This window comes from Pseudomonas sp. EA_5y_Pfl2_R50, assembly GCF_963970475.1.
In the GTDB taxonomy this organism is placed as follows: Bacteria; Pseudomonadota; Gammaproteobacteria; order Pseudomonadales; family Pseudomonadaceae; genus Aquipseudomonas.
The window spans coordinates 1-17365 of sequence record NZ_CAXAPT010000023.1; the positions used below are offsets into that span (position 1 = coordinate 1).

At 58.6% G+C, this 17365-nt stretch carries 15 protein-coding genes; 4 read left to right on the forward strand and 11 right to left on the reverse strand.

Annotation, left to right across the window (positions count from 1 at the left end):
• Both AACY19_RS25875 and AACY19_RS25880 read left to right on the forward strand, forming a co-directional pair.
• The coding region (locus tag AACY19_RS25875; protein WP_339454378.1) for an RHS repeat-associated core domain-containing protein at positions 1-767 on the forward strand (767 nt) is incomplete at its 5' end.
• Positions 767-1183, forward strand: coding sequence for a hypothetical protein (locus AACY19_RS25880; RefSeq protein WP_339454379.1), 417 nt, complete (start codon positions 767-769; stop codon positions 1181-1183). The genes AACY19_RS25875 and AACY19_RS25880, both read left to right, overlap by 1 nt.
• 21 nt (positions 1184-1204) lie before the next feature.
• Here the strand turns inward: AACY19_RS25880 and AACY19_RS25885 are convergent, their stop codons facing one another.
• Entirely contained in the window at positions 1205-2995 is a 1791-nt protein-coding gene (locus AACY19_RS25885) for a bifunctional diguanylate cyclase/phosphodiesterase (protein ID WP_339454380.1), read from the reverse strand.
• A 134-nt stretch (positions 2996-3129) separates the two neighbouring features.
• Positions 3130-5214 carry a carboxy terminal-processing peptidase gene (locus tag AACY19_RS25890; RefSeq protein WP_339454381.1) on the reverse strand — a complete coding sequence of 695 codons (2085 nt, stop codon included), beginning with the start codon at positions 5212-5214 and terminating at the stop codon, positions 3130-3132.
• 138 nt (positions 5215-5352) lie between these two features.
• Between AACY19_RS25890 and AACY19_RS25895 the strand changes: the two genes are divergently transcribed.
• On the forward strand, positions 5353-6315 hold the full coding sequence (locus AACY19_RS25895) for a zinc-binding dehydrogenase (protein ID WP_339454382.1): 963 nt from the start codon (positions 5353-5355) through the stop codon (positions 6313-6315).
• Positions 6316-6431: 116 nt separating this feature from the next.
• On the opposite strand, the gene AACY19_RS25900 is transcribed toward AACY19_RS25895, so the two are convergent.
• The 6 genes from AACY19_RS25900 to AACY19_RS25930 form a co-directional block, all read right to left on the reverse strand.
• Complete coding sequence (locus AACY19_RS25900) at positions 6432-7085, reverse strand: HAD family hydrolase (protein ID WP_339454383.1); 654 nt, start codon at positions 7083-7085, stop codon at positions 6432-6434.
• Between the two features lie 111 nt (positions 7086-7196).
• Positions 7197-8186 carry an ABC transporter ATP-binding protein gene (locus AACY19_RS25905; protein WP_339454384.1) on the reverse strand — a complete coding sequence of 330 codons (990 nt, stop codon included), beginning with the start codon at positions 8184-8186 and terminating at the stop codon, positions 7197-7199.
• Positions 8183-8983, reverse strand: a complete 801-nt coding sequence (locus AACY19_RS25910; protein WP_339454385.1) for an ABC transporter permease — start codon at positions 8981-8983, stop codon at positions 8183-8185. The genes AACY19_RS25905 and AACY19_RS25910 overlap by 4 nt, the downstream gene beginning before the upstream one ends.
• A complete protein-coding gene (locus tag AACY19_RS25915; RefSeq protein WP_339454401.1) occupies positions 8970-9806 on the reverse strand; it encodes an ABC transporter permease in 837 nt (278 codons plus the stop codon). The genes AACY19_RS25910 and AACY19_RS25915 overlap by 14 nt, the downstream gene beginning before the upstream one ends.
• Positions 9807-9811: 5 nt before the next feature.
• Positions 9812-10618 carry an alkaline phosphatase family protein gene (locus tag AACY19_RS25920; RefSeq protein ID WP_339454386.1) on the reverse strand — a complete coding sequence of 269 codons (807 nt, stop codon included), beginning with the start codon at positions 10616-10618 and terminating at the stop codon, positions 9812-9814.
• 181 nt (positions 10619-10799) lie between these two features.
• On the reverse strand, positions 10800-11867 hold the full coding sequence (locus AACY19_RS25930; protein ID WP_339454387.1) for an ABC transporter substrate-binding protein: 1068 nt from the start codon (positions 11865-11867) through the stop codon (positions 10800-10802).
• A gap of 351 nt (positions 11868-12218) precedes the next feature.
• Here AACY19_RS25930 and AACY19_RS25935 point away from each other — a divergent pair, with 351 nt between their 5' ends.
• Entirely contained in the window at positions 12219-12932 is a 714-nt protein-coding gene (locus AACY19_RS25935; RefSeq protein WP_105709331.1) for a UTRA domain-containing protein, read from the forward strand.
• Between the two features lie 566 nt (positions 12933-13498).
• On the opposite strand, the gene AACY19_RS25940 is transcribed toward AACY19_RS25935, so the two are convergent.
• From AACY19_RS25940 to AACY19_RS25950, 3 genes are all read right to left on the reverse strand, one after another.
• A complete protein-coding gene (locus AACY19_RS25940; protein WP_339454388.1) occupies positions 13499-14833 on the reverse strand; it encodes an amidohydrolase in 1335 nt (444 codons plus the stop codon).
• Positions 14834-14897: 64 nt separating this feature from the next.
• Entirely contained in the window at positions 14898-17051 is a 2154-nt protein-coding gene (locus tag AACY19_RS25945) for a mechanosensitive ion channel family protein (RefSeq protein WP_339454389.1), read from the reverse strand.
• Between the two features lie 77 nt (positions 17052-17128).
• Positions 17129-17305 carry a hypothetical protein gene (locus AACY19_RS25950; protein ID WP_007965354.1) on the reverse strand — a complete coding sequence of 59 codons (177 nt, stop codon included), beginning with the start codon at positions 17303-17305 and terminating at the stop codon, positions 17129-17131.
• Between the last annotated feature and the right edge of the window lie 60 nt (positions 17306-17365).

Genomic DNA, 17365 nt, shown 5'->3' on the forward strand with positions numbered 1-17365 from the left:
ACCTGGACCAGCCGCTGCGCTTTCAGGGGCAGTATTTCGACGGCGAAAGCGGGCTGCACTACAACCGGCACCGTTATTACGACCCGCGGCTGGGAAGGTATCTGACACCCGATCCGATCAAGTTGGCCGGTGGGTTGAATCAGTACCAGTACGTGCCGAATCCGACGGGGTGGGTTGATCCGTTGGGGTTGAGCTCCAACTGCCCGCCGCCGAATAATCCAGGATGTGCGGTGCCGGGTAGGGCAAGTGGCGCTAGGGTTGATGAGGGTGAGCCAGCGCTGCCGAAGATGACGGCCCAGGAGCGTAGAGCGAGGATTGATGAGTTGGCGGAGGCGAATGCGAAGCGACGGGTAATTGAATATGAAAATATTTATGGCATGCACACCGTTGAAAAGCACAGCCCGGAAATTTCGGATAGGGCACTTAAACAGCGAGCTATTAATGGCGCGAACCCTCATACAGGAGTTGTTCCAAGACGTGCGCTAGGTAACCGTAGTTCACAGTTTTATAATTGGCGAATGCACTTGGCGGCGTTAAATAAAGCGATGACAAAAGATAAGCATGGTTTGATAATGCATAACGGAGTTGACCAAAATAACAATCCAATAGTGAGGCTGGAGCTGCCGGATGCAGGCCGTGGGTACAGGCCAAATAGGAGGGATGTTCAAAATCCTATTTTAAATGAGCACCTAAATTGGTTTGAGGTAAAGTTTGATGAAGTAAACACGCAAAAACCATTTACAGGATTTCCTACAGAGGTGAAGTGATGCTGAAAAATCCCTACCTTAACGAAGCGTTTGAGCCGAATTTAATGTGGTTTGTAGGTGTGCTTGATGTTTATGATCGGGAAGAAACTCGAGGCGCAGAGCTTGAGATTTATAATCCCAATGTTTCTGCCGATAGAGAGTTGTTAATTAAAAAGTATTGTCTGAATCTGCCGTACCTTTCCTATAGACACAAGTTGGTATTGCTTGAAAGCTTGGAAGAGAAACTCAGAAATCCAAAGTACGACTTTCAGCTTTTGTTTGAAATCGATCCGTACGAAGCTGCAAGTTGGCCTCGTGAAGAGTGGGACGCCCTAGAAAACCCCCGAGGTTTTTTCCAGGACATCTACCAGTTCGCGAAGGTGGTTTGGGAGCATGATCTAGCAAAGGCCGCTAGTGAAGATCGGTCTACATGGTAGTTTTTCGGTTGTTCTATAACATCAACGATGGCCTGAAACTCGCGCTTCGATAAAGGGCAGCGCCTTCATGCTCTCGATAACATGCACGCTATACCCAGGCACATTCTTCGCATGATGCTTCGCCTGCGAAGCCATTTCCGCAAGCTGGCTGGCGTCCAAGTGCGTGCAGGCTTCGGGGTGCAGGCGGACCACGCCAATCGATAGCGACAACAGCGGAAACTCCTGCCGCACCCCTTGGCGATTCGGGGCGATGAAGCAGCCGGCCTCCAGATGCTCAGGCCGATAGAAACGGCGGCATTGGCTTTGAAAGTCATCAAGCAACTGATTGAGTCGTTTGCGCCAGTCTTCCGGGCCGAGGACGAGGAGGAAATCATCGCCGCCAATATGGCCGACGAAATCGCGACTCGGGTCTACGCGTTCGTTGAGGCATTGCGCCAGGCACAGCAACACTTCGTCGCCGCGGCCGTAGCCGTAGATGTCGTTGAAGGGTTTGAAGCTGTCGATGTCGACGTAGCAGATGACCGACTCGCGGCCCTGTTGCAGCAAGCGCGTCAGGCATTGCTGGATGGGGACGTTGCCGGGCAGCAGGGTCAGTGGATTGGCGTAGCGAGCTTGCTGGATCTTCAGTTCGGTGATCAGTTTGAGTACGTCGATCACCCGGCCGAGGCCGAGGTAGCCGCCGTTGAGGGTGATGATGAAGTCTTCTTCGATGCGTTGGCGGGCGCGGCTGGTGATCAGGCGGCTGACTTGTTGCAACGACTGGCTCATTTCCACGGCGAGGAAGTCGTCGTTCATCAGGCGGCTGATCGGTTTGCGCGCGAACAGGTCGGTGGCGAACGGTTTGAGCAACGCATCCGACAGGGAGTGGCGATGGACGATGCCACAGGGTTGGCCTTGGTCATCGAGCACCGCCAGCGAATTCAGGTTGGCTTGCCGACGAAAAGCTTCCAGCACGGTGGCGGTCGGTGTGTTGCGGTTCACCGCCGGTTGCTCGTTGAGCAGGGCGCTGAGGTCGCTGCCTTCGTCGTTGAGCGCCACGGCGCTGCTGTCGTGTTTCGGCATCAGGGTGCGGGCATCGCGCGGTGGATGCTCTTGTGGACGACCAAGCAGATAACCCTGTACCAGGTCAACGCCCATTTCCGTCAGCACGGCGAGTTCTTCCGGCAGTTCGATGCCTTCGGCAATGACCTGTGCCCGCGAGGCTTTGGCGATTTGCAAAATCGAGCCGACGAATTCGCGCTTCAACGCATCCTGATGAATACCGTCGATAAAGTGGCGGTCAATCTTCACGTAATCCGGGCGCAGTTCCGACCACAGCCGCAGGCTCGAGTAGCCGGCGCCGAGATCATCCAGTGCGATGGAAAAACCCATCGCCCGATAGTGATGCAGCGCGGTTTGCAGCAACTGAAAGTCGTCGATTGGCGTCTGTTCGGTGAGTTCGATCACCACTTGGCTCGGCGGAATACCGAAGTCCTGCAGCAATTGCAGCGTGCGTCCCGGTTGATGGGCGGCTTCAAGCAAGGATTCGGGCGAAACGTTGAGGAACAATTTACCCGGTAGCTGTTGCTCGTTGAAACGGCGGCACGCGGATTGCCGGCAAGCGATTTCCAGTTCGCTCAGGCGCCCTGCCTGGCGCGCCACGGCGAACAGCGCAATGGGCGAGTGAAGCGGGCTGTTGGACGGGCCACGGGTGAGGGCCTCGTAACCGAGAATGCGGCGTTCGGAGAGACAGATGATCGGCTGGAACAGGCTGTGTAATCCGCTTTGAGTCAGGATCGAGCTCAAGGCACCCAGCTGTTCGGTCGTGGTCATGGCAATCTCTGGCGATAAAAAAAGGACTGGGAGCGCTCTCGATGAAGAGAGTGGCTCCCAGTCCTTTATTGCACGACAGAATGATGACTGTTTGATGACTATCCGGGGATCGTCAGAATTAAATTGCCATCACGTTACTTCTTGGCCACCTGATTACTCAGCTTCAGGTAATCCAGCAGCACGCGCCCGGTTTCACTCAGGTAAGCATCGTCTTCTGGTTTGACCTTGTCCGGCTCGGCGGCGGCGAGGGCGTCTTCGTCTTCTTTCTTCAGCTCTTTGAGCGGTTCTTCGCCCTTAGCCTTGCGACGGATGTTCTCCATGGCCAGCTGCTTGGCGTCGATATCGGCGTGCTGGGCACGACGCTCCGCTTCATTGAGGCTGACGGTTTTTTCTTCCATCAGTTTCTTCGCCAGGGCCAGCTTGTCACGGATGAACACGAACTCGGCATCCTTGGCGGTGCGGGCGTCATGTTCGGACTTGAGCTGGGCAATGAACGGCTTGAACGGGTCGGCCGCCGGTTTGATCGCCGCGCGGATGGTGTCCCACGGCATGGCTTCCGGCAGGGCGCTCTCGCCGATTTCCTTGGTGTCGATCAGCGACGGATAGTCGACGTCCGGCAGGACACCCTGATGCTGGGTGCTCTGGCCGGAAACCCGGTAGAACTTGGCCAGGGTCAGTTTCAGTTCGCCATGGTTCAACGGTTGAATGGTCTGCACGGTGCCTTTACCGAAGGTCTGGCCACCGATGATCAGTGCGCGGTGGTAGTCCTGCATGGCGCCGGCAAAAATCTCCGATGCCGAAGCGGACAGTCGATTGACCAGCAGCGCCATCGGACCTTTGTAGAACGCGCCCGGATTTTCATCTTCAAGCACATCGACACGGCCATCGGCGTTACGCACGAGCACGGTCGGGCCCTTGTCGATGAACAGGCTGGTAAGCTCGGTGGCTTCCTGGAGGGAACCGCCACCGTTGTTGCGCAGATCGATGACCACGCCGTCGACTTTTTCTTTCTGCAGTTCGGTCAGCAGTTTCTTGACGTCGCGCGTGGTGCTCTTGTAGTCCGGATCACCGGCACGGAACGCCTTGAAGTCGAGGTAGAACGCTGGAATTTCGATGACGCCGAGCTTGTAGTCCTTGCCGTCCTGTTTCAGGTTGAGGACGGACTTCTTCACGGCCTGGTCTTCGAGCTTCACCGCTTCACGAGTGATCGGCACGATCTTGGTGGTCTGGTCGTTCGGCGCATTGCTCGCCGGAATCACTTCCAGACGTACCACGGTGCCTTTGGGACCACGGATCAGCTTGACCACTTCGTCCAGGCGCCAGCCGACCACGTCGACCATCTCTTTGTTACCTTGGGCAACGCCAATGATCTTGTCGGCCGGGGCAACCTGCTTGGTCTTGTCAGCCGGGCCTGCCGGCACCAGACGCACGACTTTCACCTGGTCGTTATCGCTTTGCAACACGGCACCGATGCCCTCGAGGGACAGGCTCATGTTGATGTCGAAGTTTTCCGCGTTATCCGGCGACAGATAGTTGGTGTGCGGATCGTAAGACATGGCGAAGGTGTTGATGTACGCCTGGAAGATGTCTTCCGGGCGGGTCTGGTCCAGACGCGCCAACTGGTTCTTGTAGCGCTTGGTCAGGGTTTCTTGGATCTGCTTCGGCTCCTTGCCGGCGATCTTCTGGCGCAGGACTTCGTCTTTGACGCGTTTGCGCCACAGGTCGTCCAGTTCTGCGGTGGATTTCAGCCAAGGGGCATCCTTGCGATCGATCATCAAGGTCTCCTTGGTGTTGAAGTCCATCTTGTCGACGCCTTTGTTCAGCTCCGCAAGGGCGAAGTCCAGGCGCGCCTTGACACGGTCCAGATAGCGTTTGTAGATGGTGAAGCCGGCGTTGAGGTCGCCGCTTTTTAGGAAGTCGTCGAACTGCGTCTTCCACTTGTCGAATTCGGCGATGTCGCTGGCCATGAAATAGCTGCGCGACGGGTCCAGCAGCTTGATGTAGCTGTCGTAGATGATTACCGAGCGCGCATCGTCGAGCGGCGGCTTGCTGTAGTGGTGACGCTTTAGCAACTCGACGACATTCAGGCTGGCGATGACTTCATCGCGATCAGGCTGCAACTTGTCCCAGCTGTTGGCTGCGAATGTATTGCCCGACACCGGCAAGAGGCCGATACCGATGAAAAGAGCGAGGGCGGTGCTGGGGAGCAAATGCTTCATGCTGATTCGACGCGGGGACAATTGATAACGCATATTAGGCCGTCTTTGAAGTCGCCGGTTCTACGAGATCCGGTCGCATAATGCAAAAAGCCCGGCGCTACAGCTTCGGGCTCAGTCCAGACTCACTATGGAGGCACTGTGAAGGCATTGCAAGGCGTTGAAGGTCAAGTGGTATGGGTTGAGGAGCCGAGTCCTACATGCGATGTAGGACAAGTTCGCATCCGAGTGGCGGCAGCCGGCCTCAATCGAGCCGATTTATTACAGAAAGCAGGACTTTATCCACCACCCCCTGGCGCCAGTCAGGTACTCGGTCTTGAGTGTTCCGGGGTGATCAGCGAGGTTGGCGCGGGCAGTGCCTGGCAGGTCGGGGACCGGGTTTGCGCCCTGCTGGCCGGGGGCGGGATGGCCGAAGAGGTCGTGGTTGACGGCCGGCATGTGCTGCCGGTACCCGAAGGGGTTTCGCTGATTGAGGCCGCGGCATTGCCCGAGGTTTACGCAACAGTCTGGCTGAATGTGTTTCAACTCGCGGCGCTCAAGCCGGGTGAGAAAGTTCTCCTGCACGCCGGAGCAAGTGGAATCGGTTCAGCGGCCATTCAGTTGTGCAAGGCGTTTGGCAATCCTTGCTGGGTCAGCGTCGGTTCAGCCGAGCGCCTGGCTTACTGTGAGGCGCTGGGTGCGCAGGGCGGAGTGGTGCGCACCGATGACCTGGAAAGCCTGCGTGACTTCGGGCCGTTCGATGTGATTCTCGACCCGGTGGGGGGGCAGTATTCGGCGCTGAATCTGAAGCTGATGGCACTGGATGGGCGCTGGGTGTTGATCGGTCTGATGGGCGGCCGTGAGGCGCAACTGGACCTGGCTCAGGTGCTGGGCAAGCGTGTGCAACTGCTGGGTTCGACGTTGCGTAGCCGGGACGATCAGTTCAAGGCGGATCTGTTGAGTGATCTGCGCCAGCAGGTGTGGCCGTTGTTCGCTGAAGGGCGCTTGAGTCCGCAACTGGCCAAGGCCTTCCCGGTGAAAGATGCCGAAGCGGCGTTTGCCGAACTGGCGAGCAATAAAGTCGCCGGCAAACTGGTGTTGGTGATTGACGACAGCCTGAGCTGACACCACACAACCATTGTGGGAGCGGGCTTGTTCGCGAAAGCGCAGTGTCAGTCGATAAATTCTTGACTGATCCACCGCCTTCGCGAGCAAGCCCGCTCCCACATTTGGATCTCTGTTTACTTCCAGTGATGAATTGGCCAGCCGGCTTTTTCGGCATGTTCCAGCAGAACCGGGTCCGGGTTCACAACGTGCGGAAAATCCACCTTCAGCAGCAACGGCAGATCATTGCGTGAGTCGGAATAGAAGCTCGCGCCTTCCAGATTTTCTTCTTCTGCATCGAGCCATTCCAGCAAACGAGTGATCTTGCCTTCGCGATACGTCAGGGTGCCGACGGTGTGGCCGCTGTACACGCCATGGGCGACTTCCAGTTCAATCCCCAGAATTTCATCGATACCCAAGCGATCGGCAATCGGTTTGACCAGGTGCGTGCCCGACGCCGAGATCACCAGAATCCGGTCGCCGGCCTTGCGGTGGGCGGCGATGGTCTTGGTTGCGTCGCTGAAGATGATCGGTTCGATGAAGTCTTCCACCCACGGCCCGACCAGATGATCGACTTCTTCCGGCGTGCGCCCGATCAAAGGTTCCAGGCTGAATGCCATGTACTCTTCCATGCGCAATTTTCCATGGCTGTAGGCGTCCATCAGATCGTTGTTCTTGCGCATGAACGACTCGGGATCAACCCAGCCGAGGCGCCCCATCTGCTCGCTCCAGAGTGTGGCGCAGTCGCCATGGATCAACGTTTCGTCCAGATCAAAAATTGCCAAAGCCATCGGTTCTCTCCGAGAACAGCTGCGAGCTACAAGCGTCGAGCTGCAAGAATTGAAATCAGTTACGCCGCAGTCTACAGCTTGAAGCTTGTAGCTCGAAGCTTGCAGCTGCTTTTAAGCGACCTCACACAGGGCCGTCGGATCGATGGAAAGTGCCAGGCGCTGGCCATCGGGGTGCAGATCGGCGGCCGAGCGGTTGAGTACATCCACCACCAGTTCCACGCCGCGTGCTTCGACCCGGTAGCGGATCACGTTGCCCAGCAGGCTGTGGCTGCGGATCTGCGCGTCGAGTTCGCCATTGAGGCTCAGTTCGATGGCTTCCGGTCGGATCGCGATGCGGTGGTTGATCGGGCGCTGCAACAGTTTCGACGCGTCATCGGCGTCGAGCAGGTTGTAGTTGCCGATGAACCCGGCAGCGAACACATCGACTGGCGCGGTGTACAGGGTTTCAGCATCGCCGCTCTGTACGATTTTTCCCTGATTCATCAGGAAAATCCGGTCAGACATGGTCAGGGCTTCTTCCTGATCGTGGGTGACGAAAATCGTCGTCAGGCCCAGTTCGCGTTGAATCTGGCGAATCTGTTCACGCAGGTGTTTACGAATCCGCGCATCGAGGGCCGACAGCGGTTCATCCAGCAACAGCAAGCGCGGACGCGTGACCAGCGAACGGGCAAGGGCAACGCGCTGGCATTGACCACCGGACAACTGATGCGGATAACGACTGGCGAAATCATTCAGTTCAACCAGTTGCAACACTTGCGAGACACGTTTATGGCTGTCGTCGACATTGACCTTTTGCATGCGCAAACCGAAGGCAACGTTCTGTTCGACAGTCATGTTGGGAAACAGGGCATAGCTCTGAAACACCATGCCGATCCCGCGCTTCTGCGGGCTTAACGGCACGATATCGACGCCATCAAGCAGGATCTCGCCGCCATCCACGGGTGTCAGACCGGCGATGCAACGCAGTAAGGTCGATTTGCCGCAGCCGGAGGGACCGAGCAGGGTGACAAATTCGCCCTTGTTGATTTCGCAGTTGATGTCGCTGAACACCGTGGTGCCTGCGTAGTTCTTCTGCAGGTGTTGGACGCTGACGTAGCTCATTCGCTTTTGTCCTTGTTCAAGATGTTGGCGATCCAGGTCAGGACCAGCACGAAAAAGAAATACGAGATAACCAGCGCACTGGTGAAGTGGCCGCTGCTGTTGCGCATGTTGTTCAGGTAAACCTGCAAGGTTTCGTAGCGCGTGCCGACCAGAATATTGGCGAAGACGAACTCACCGAACAGGAACGAGAACGACAGCAGCAAGGCGACCATCAGGCCTTTGCGCAGGTTCGGCAGCACCACCAGGAACGCCGCCTGAAAGGTGCTGGCGCCGAGCAGTTGCGCGGCGTCCATCAGGTCGCGCAGGTTGATCGCTTGCAGGTTGTTGGTGATCGCCCGGTACATGAACGGCAGCGCCACGGTGAAGTAGCAGCCGATCAGAATCCACGGCGTGCCGACCATCGCCATCGGCCCGGAACCGTAGAGCTGCAACAGGCCCACTGAGGACACCACCGGCGGCACCGCGAAGGGCAGCAGGATGAGGATGTTCATCAGCGCATCGAGTTTCGGAAAGTGGTAATGCACCACGAACAGCAGCGGCAGAATCAGCACGACCGACAGCACCAGCGCGCCGACGCACACCACCAAAGATTGGCCGAAGGCGTGGAGGAAGCGTGGGTCGCTCCACAGCTGAAGGTACCACTTGAAGGTGAAACCGCTGGGCAGAATGGTCGCCGACCAACTGCTGGCGACGGAGTAGACCAGCGTGCCCGCCAACGGCAGTAAAAGGATGGCGAACAGCAGGTAGACCACGACGCGGTGGTAGAGGCCGGCCGGGCCGGATTCAGCGCGAGACATGGTAGCTCCTCTTCAACAGCAGTTGATGCACGACGGTGACGATGGTCATCAGCGCCACCAGCACCACGGCCAGGGCGCTGGCCAGATTCGGGTTGAGGGAAATGTCGCCGGAAACCATCGCTGCAATGCGAATCGGCAGGACGTTGAAGTTGCCGGTGGTCAGTGCGTACACCGTGGCGTAGGCACCGAGGGCGTTGGCCAGCAGGATCACGAACGTACCGAGCAGCGCCGGGGTCAATACCGGCAAACCGATGTGCCGCCAGAACTGCCAGCCGTTGGCGCCGAGCAGCGCGGCGGACTCGCGCCAGTCTTCACGCAAGGCGTCGAAGGCCGGGTAGAGCAGCAGCACGCCGAGGGGAATCTGGAAGTAGGTGTAGAGGATGATCAGCCCGGTTTTCGAATAGAGGTTGAAGTCTTGAATGATCCCCGACTGCTTCAACATGATGGTGATGCTGCCGTTGAACCCGAGCAGGATGATGAACGCGAAGGCCAGAGGCACGCCGGCAAAGTTGCTGGTCATGTTGGCAAAGGCATTCACGAAGTTGCGCAGTTTCGAGTCGACCCGGCGTAGCGAGTAGGCACCGAGCACGGCGATGATGATGCCGAACACGCTCGACCAGAAGCTGATCTCGAGGCTGTACTGGATCGCCTGCAAGTAGAACCTCGAATTGAAGATCGTGCTGAAGTTGGCGAAGCCCCAACCGGATTCTTCCGATTGCAGGCTGTTGATCATCACCCAGATCAGCGGAGCGATTTCGAAAACGATAAAAAACAGCGCGAAGGGCACCAGGCACAGCGCCGCCAGCCATTTGCCGCGAGTCATGGAATTCACTTGAGCAGCTCCCGGCATACAGGTTTGTCGTGGGGCACGCCGAGCAGTTCGCAGACTGTGCCGCAGATGTCCGTCTGCTTCGGTGTGGCGTCGGCATTGAGGGTGAACGCATCGCCGAGGACGAACAGCGGCACCTGGCGTTCTTCTGGCAGCAGGCCGTTGTGCGAGCGGTCGTTGTTCATGCCGTGATCGGCGGTCACCAGCACCTGATAACCAGCGTCGAGCCAGCCCTGCAGATAGTCGGCGAGGATGATGTCGGCGAAGCGCGCGCTGTTGCGGTATTGCGAAGAGTCGAGGCCGTGTTTGTGCCCGGCATCGTCAATGTTCATCGGGTGAATCAACAGGAAGTCCGGGGCGTGGCGCAGGCGCAGGTTTTCGGCGTCGGCGAACAGGTGCGAATCCGGGTAGTGATCATTCCAGTAGAAATGCCCGTGCTGGATCGGCAGCGACAGGTTGTCGGTGTGCCGGTCGCGGGTGGCGACGAACGGTGAGCGGTTGTACAGCTCGCTGACCCAGTGGTAAGCCGCAGCGGCGGTTTTCAAACCGGCATCGCGGGCGTAGTGATAGATGCTGCGCTGAGTGGACAGGCGCGAGACGTTGTTGTGGACGATGCCGCTGTCAATCGGCGGCACGCCGGTGAGGATGCATTCATAAAGCGGTCGGGACAGGGCCGGCAGTTCGCACTCCAACTGGTAGAGCGCGGCGCGTCCTGCGCCAACATAAGCCTGCAGATGCCCCATGGCGTGGCGCGCGACCTCGTAGTTGAGGCCGTCGAGCACGACAAGGATGACGTTGTGCTTCATAGGGGCAAAAACTCCGCGAAACAGGAAATTTCAGACTCAATCGAGATCCCTTGTGGGAGCGAGCCTGCTCGCGAATGCGGCAGATCATTCAACATTGAGGTTGACTGACACGACGCCTTCGCGAGCAGGCTCGCTCCCACATTTGGATCTTCAACAGATCACGCAGTAGTGATCAGCCGCGTTATTTCATCTCGACGATGACTTCTTCGTTCCACTTCTGTGGCAGGGCCTTGGAAGTCTTTTCCCACGCATCGGCGTCTTTGATCGGCGTGACCTTTTTGTACTGCTCATTCGGCAGCAGTTTGGCCTTCACGTCTTCCGGCAGTTGCAGGTGCTCGGCGCGGATCGGGCGGGCGTTACCGCGAGCGAGGTTGGTCTGGCCGGCGTCGCTGAAGATGTATTCGCGGGTCAGCTTGGCGGCGTTAGGGTTTTTTGCGTACTTGTTGATGATCGTGGTGTAACCGGAAATCACCGAGCCGTCGGACGGGATCAGCACCACGTAGTCATCCGGGTTGGCCATCTTGGCTTTGTAGCTGAGGCCGTTGAAGTCCCAGACCACGCCGACTTCGATTTCGCCTTTTTCCATGGTGGCGATGGTCGGGTTGGCCATCGACAGGCGACCTTGCCTGGCGATGTCGGCGAACAACAGCAAGGCAGGCTTGATGTTTTTCTCGTCACCACCGTTGGCCAATGCAGCAGCCAGAACGCCGTTGGCGGCTTGCGCGGCGGTGCTCACGTCACCGATGGAAACCTTGTATTTGCCACCCTTGAGGTCAGCCCACTTGGTCGGTACTTCGGAACCATGCAGCAGCTTTTTGTTGACGATGAAGGCGATGGTGCCGGTATACGCCAGCGCCCAGTTGCCGTCCTTGTCCTTGGCCCATTCCGGGATTTGATCCCAGGTGCTTGGCTTGTACGGTTGCACCACGCCTTGCTTGACCGCGATCGGGCCGAAGGCCGCACCGACGTCGCCGATATCGGCAGTGGCATTGTCTTTCTCGGCGGCGAACTTGGCGATTTCCTGGGCCGAGCTCATGTCGGTGTCGATGTGCTTCAGGCCATAGGTTTTGGCCAGGTCTTCCCAGGTGCCTTTCCAGTTGGCCCAGTCATCGGGCATGCCGACGCTGTTGACGGCGCCTTCCGCTTTCGCAGCGGCTTCGAGGGTTTTCAGATCGGTGCCGGCCGCCATGGCGGAGGTGCACATGGCAATGGTCGAGCCTAACAGTGTTGCCAGGAAAAGCTGTTTCATTCCGAAGCTCCTTGGTCGTGTTCAACGCTGCGATTGCGGTATGTGTTGGTCTAGGTCAGCAATACCTGAGCCAATTTAAGCGGGCTGGATGACATTTTGATGTCGGTGGCTGCCCGACGGGCCGTTTATCAGCCAGGTATTGGCGGGTGCTCGCTAAGCGTAGACCATGCCTCAAGCCCCGGTAGGCAAGGCACTTGGCCGATGTATTGCAAGTCGTTTTGATGACCGTTGGGGAGTTTTGTCATCTCGCGGTCATCTGCACTGCCTAGGCTTGTATGACTCGCAAACGGTGCGAGTGCCGTGCGGTTTTGCCCTGAAACAGTGCTGGTCTAGTCCAGATAGGTAACGTTGATGCGCGATGAGGCAACAAAAGCGGTGACGGCCATTGGCCAGGTGTTGCAGGAGCAACTCGATCACGGTCTGCTGGCGGCGGGCAGCAAGTTGCCGGCCGAACGCAAGCTCAGTGAGTTGTTCGGCACCACGCGGATTACTGTGCGTGAGGCCTTGTTGCAACTGGAGGCGCAGGGGCAGATTTATCGCGAGGAGCGCCGAGGCTGGTTCGTTTCGCCGCCGCGTCTGGCCTATAACCTGATGCAGCGCAGTCACTTTCACGCGATGGTCAGTGCGCAGGGGCGGGTGCCTTCGACCGAGGTGATTTCGGCGCGGTTGCAGCCGGCGTCGGCGGCGGTGTGTGCGTGGTTGCAGTTGCCGGCGCTGTCGAGCGTGATTCAGATTTGCCGGTCGCGGCGCATTGATGGGCGGTTGGTGCTGTATGTGGAGCATTATCTGAATCCGCAGTTTTTTCCGGGGATTCTTGAGTTTGATTTGAATCAGTCGATGACCGAGTTGTATGCGCGGCATTACGATTTGCACTATGGGCGGGTGCGCTTTGAGATTGTGCCGACGTCGCTGTCTGTGGATGCGGCGGCGGCTTTGCGGGTGTCGGTGGGGAGTCCGGGTTTACGGATTGCTCGGGTCAATTATGATCAGCATGAGCGGTTGATCGATTGTGATCTGGAGTTTTGGCGGCATGATGCGATTCACGTATCGGTTGATGTGGTTTGATCGTTTTGGGTGTATATCCGTTGCTGCGGTAACGGCTACTTAGGGTTCCGCCCTTACGGCGGGTCACCTTTTCCAAACGCCGAAAAGGTAACCCAAAAGGCTTGCTCCTACGTGCGGCCCGCTCGCTGGGGCTCGGGGTTCCTTCGCTCCGAGATCGATCCGGGCGCAGCGCCTACGGTTTGCTTCGCTGCACCTCCTCTCGCTGTGTTTGGCTGCGCCAAACGGTCGCTGCGCTCCCACCCCCGGATCAATCCCTCCACTCAGCCTTCCGACGTCGCCCGTGGATCAAGATCAAAAGCGGTACTCGAGCTAACGCTCATTGTGTTGAGTGGTGAGAAGCCGAAGCGATATAGGTTTGCCGGTTGGACTCAATCCCTGTGGGAGCTGGCTTGCCAGCGATGGCGGCCTGACAGCCGACCTGTTTCTTGCGGATGTACTTGATCCCTTGTAGGAGTGAGCCTGCTCGCGATGGCGGCCTGGGAGCCGACCAATTTCTGGCAGACTGCACACGGTCCAAATGTGGGAGCGAGCCTGCTCGCGAAGGCACTCCCACAGTCACCTCATCTCTACTTACCCGCCCCCGCATTGGCATACAAATAATCCGTCGCCAACGAGGCCAATGTCCTCACGCCCACCACCAACGCCGACTCATCGACAAAGAACCCCGGATTGTGATTCGGCGCGGCTTTGCTCATGTCCTGATCCCGTGGCGTCACGCCCAGAAAAACAAACAGCCCCGGCACTTCCTTGGCAAAAAACGAAAAGTCTTCCGCGCCTCCCACCAGCGGTGCATTCACCACGTCATCCTTGGCCGCCCACTTCAAGGTCGGCAGCATTTTTTCCGTCAGCGCTGCGTTGTTGATGGTCGGGTCGTATTTTTCGATGATGGTCACGTCGGCTTTGGCACCGCCGCTTTCGGCGATTTTTTCCACGGTCTGGCGGACGTCGGCATGCAGCTTCTGGCGGATGCCGTAGTCGTAGGAGCGGATCGTCCCGGTCATGTCGACGGATTCGGGAATGATGTTGTAGCGCGTTCCGCCGTTGATGGTGCCGATGCTGACTACTGACGGATAAGACGAAATATCGGTGCGGCGGCTGACTACGGTTTGCAGGCCGACGATGGTTTGCGCGCCGACGGTGATCGGATCGATGCCGTCCCAAGGGCGGCCAGCATGGGTTTGTTTGCCGAGGATTTTGATGCGCAGGTCGTCGGAGCTGGCCAGGGTGGCGCCTGGGCGGTAGGCGATCTGGCCGGCGGGGACGCCGGCCCAGACGTGCAGGCCGAAGACGGCGTCGGGTTTCGGTGATTTCATTACGCCTTCCTCGACCATCATTTTTGCGCCCCAGGTGTTTTTGCCGTCGGGGATGAAGTCGCTTGGGCCTTCTTCGGCGGGCTGGAAGTAGAACACCACGGTGCCGGGCAAGGTGTCGCGCATGCCTGTGAGAATTTTCGCCGTGCTCAGCAGGATCGCGGTATGGGCGTCGTGGCCGCAGGCGTGCATCACGTCGACTTCCTTGTCGAGATAGGTGCCTTTGGCTTTTGAGGCGAAGGGCAGGTCGGAAATTTCCTTGACCGGCAGGGCGTCCATGTCGGCGCGCAGGGCTACGGTCGGGCCAGGCAGGGCGCCTTTGAGGACGGCGACCACGCCGGTGCGGGCGACGCCGGTTTTCACTTCCAGGCCCATGGCCTTGAGCTGGTTGGCGACCCGTTCGGCGGTGCGTTTTTCAGTGTTGCCGAGTTCTGGATGAGCGTGGATGTCGCGGCGGGTTTCCAGCAGTTCGGGCTCTAGCTTTTGCGCTTGTTCGGCAATTTGCGTGCGGGTGCTTTCCAGCGTCGCGGCGCCGGCGTGGCTGGCGAACAGGGTCAGTAGAACGGCTTGGGCAATGCGCGTCAGTTGCATCGGTTTCTCCTTGATTATTGTTGTCGGGCTTCCTTGCCTGTGACTGCAACCGCGCTCTTGAGTGCTATTCCTTCGGTTGCCCGCCGCCAGCAGTGATCACTTGTACGCTCATGCGTGGTGTCGCGAGATCGAGTCCGGCCTCGTCGAGATGGCGTTTGAGCGACAGGTTGAACGCTCGGGAAACTTCCCATTGCTTGATCGGCGCGGTCTTGAATCGGGCGCGCAGAATCGCGCTGCCGGACTCGAAGCTTTCCACACCCTGGATCTCCAGCGGCGACCAGATGTTGCGCCGTTGCAGGGGATCGGTACGCATCTTCTGCCCGACTTCGCGCATCAGTTTGATCGCGTCATCGATTTCCATGTTGTACGGCACCGCCACACGGAAAATCGCGTAGCCGAATTCGCGGGAGTAGTTCTTGATGCTTTTGATTTCGCTGAACGGGATCGTGTGGACGATGCCGTCGATGTCGCGCAGACGCACGGTACGGATGGTCAGGCCTTCGACGGTGCCGAGGTGGCCGCCGACGTCGACATAGTCGTCGATGGCCAGCGAGTCTTCGATGATGATGAACAGACCGGTGATCAAGTCCGCGACCAGCGACTGCGCACCGAAACCGATGGCCAGACCGATCACACCGGCACCGGCCAGCAGTGGCGTGACGTTCATGCCCATGTTCGCCAGGGCGACGATCAGCGCAATGATGAAAATCGCCACGAACAGCACGTTGCGGATCAGCGGCATCATCGTTTGTGCGCGGGCGTTGGCCAGGCCTTTGCGCGAGCGGGTGAGGGCGTGGTGCACGGCGGTGTCGGCAAGAATCCAGATCAGCCAGGCGAAAATCAGCGTGCCGATGAGGCTGAACAGTTTGACGCTGACGTCATGTCCTTCGCCTTCGGCAAAACCGATCAGCGACTGACCCCAAACGCGCAGGCCGAGCTCGATGAAGACCAGCCACACCACCAGATGCGCGAGGGTGTAGAAGAAGCTTTTCAGACGCTCGGAGTAGAGCGCGTGGCGTTTCGGTCCGCGTTGCGGTTTCAGTGAGTGGCGGCGCACGAGGCCGTTGATCACCATGCACATCACCAGCAACACGGTGCAGATCAGCGATTGGCGCAGGGCCGTGCTGGTGTCGCCGGCGGAGACGAAAGTCGCGAACAGCGAGATGCCGACCAGTACCAGCGCCGGGACATACCAGAAGGTGCCGAGGATTTCGATGGTGTCGCTGAGGGCGCGGCGGGTCAGGCGTCGTGACAGCGGCTGGTTGCGGATCAGGTGCGCAATCGGCCGGCGGAAACGCAGGATGAACAGACCGGTCGACAGTGCCGCGAGCACATTGGCGAAGGTTGCGGCCGTGTGCGCCAGGTGCACGCCCAGGCTTTCGATCAGGCGCGGGTCGTTCAATGCTTCACCGAACGCGGCGAAACTGCCGATCAGCCACAACGGCCGGAACGCCTGGTGACGCAGAATGTACAGCGCACGATGGCGGTGCGGGCCGTCGAGCAGGGAAAACGCAATCACGCAGATCGCCGAAAAACAGGTGCCGACCACCAGCGCGTAGGCCAGCACCATCGCCAGGCTTTTACCTAGTGACGAGGGCAGTGCGTAGCTCATGTAGACGGTCATCACCAATGCGATCAGCCAGGGCCCGAGTTTGCGCAAGGCAAAGCGCAGCATGTCCAGGGCTCTGGGGTGTTGCGGCAGTTCTTCGGTCAGACCGAAACGCATGCGCACCCGGTGACCGAGCCAGATCAGCGCTGCGGCGAGCAGGCTCCAGACCATCAGGATCATGGCGAAGCCAAAGATAATCGGCAGCCACTCGTTGGCCGGCAGCATCATCGCGCTCAGTTCGTCCTTGGCCAGGTCGAATTCGTTGCCCCAGCGGTTCAACGGGCTGTCGGCGCCGGTGAATTGCTTTTCGAAATTGGCGAGGGTCCCGCCGATCAAGCCCAGCACGCCTTCTTCGGGGCTGGCCTGGGCTTTTTTGGTGGCGTCGCGCAGCTTCTTCAGGTCGGTCAGCAATTGTGCGCGTTGTTTGTCGTTTTCCAGCGACTTGATGACTTCGTCGAGGGACTGGCCGAGCGGTTCCTGGGCTTCGGGCTGGGCCTTGTTGGTGTTGAGCAGGCCGGGCAGTCCAACCGCCTGCGCGGGCGCCAGCGGCAGCAGCGTCATCAGGCAGACGAGGAACAGACTGGGCAAAGCAAAAAGACGAGCAAACACTAGGCGGTCAACCTCGCAAGGGGCGGATTCGCTGGAGTGTACGAGCCCGCCAGAGTCAATGCGAGCCGGGCGCGGATTTATTCGTTGAGTTTGGCGAGGATCTTGTAAACCACGGTGGCGAGAATCATCAGCATGCCGACCCACATGGCGAAGACGCCGGCATTTTTGTCACGGAAGTTGAAACCGATGGCCAGCAGGATCATTCCGGACAGAATGGGAATGAGCATGGCGTGGAACGAAGACATCGAGATCATGGAGACTGCCTTGTCGAAATGAATGATGTAAGTCTAGGCGGGTTTTGGCGGAGCGGTTCT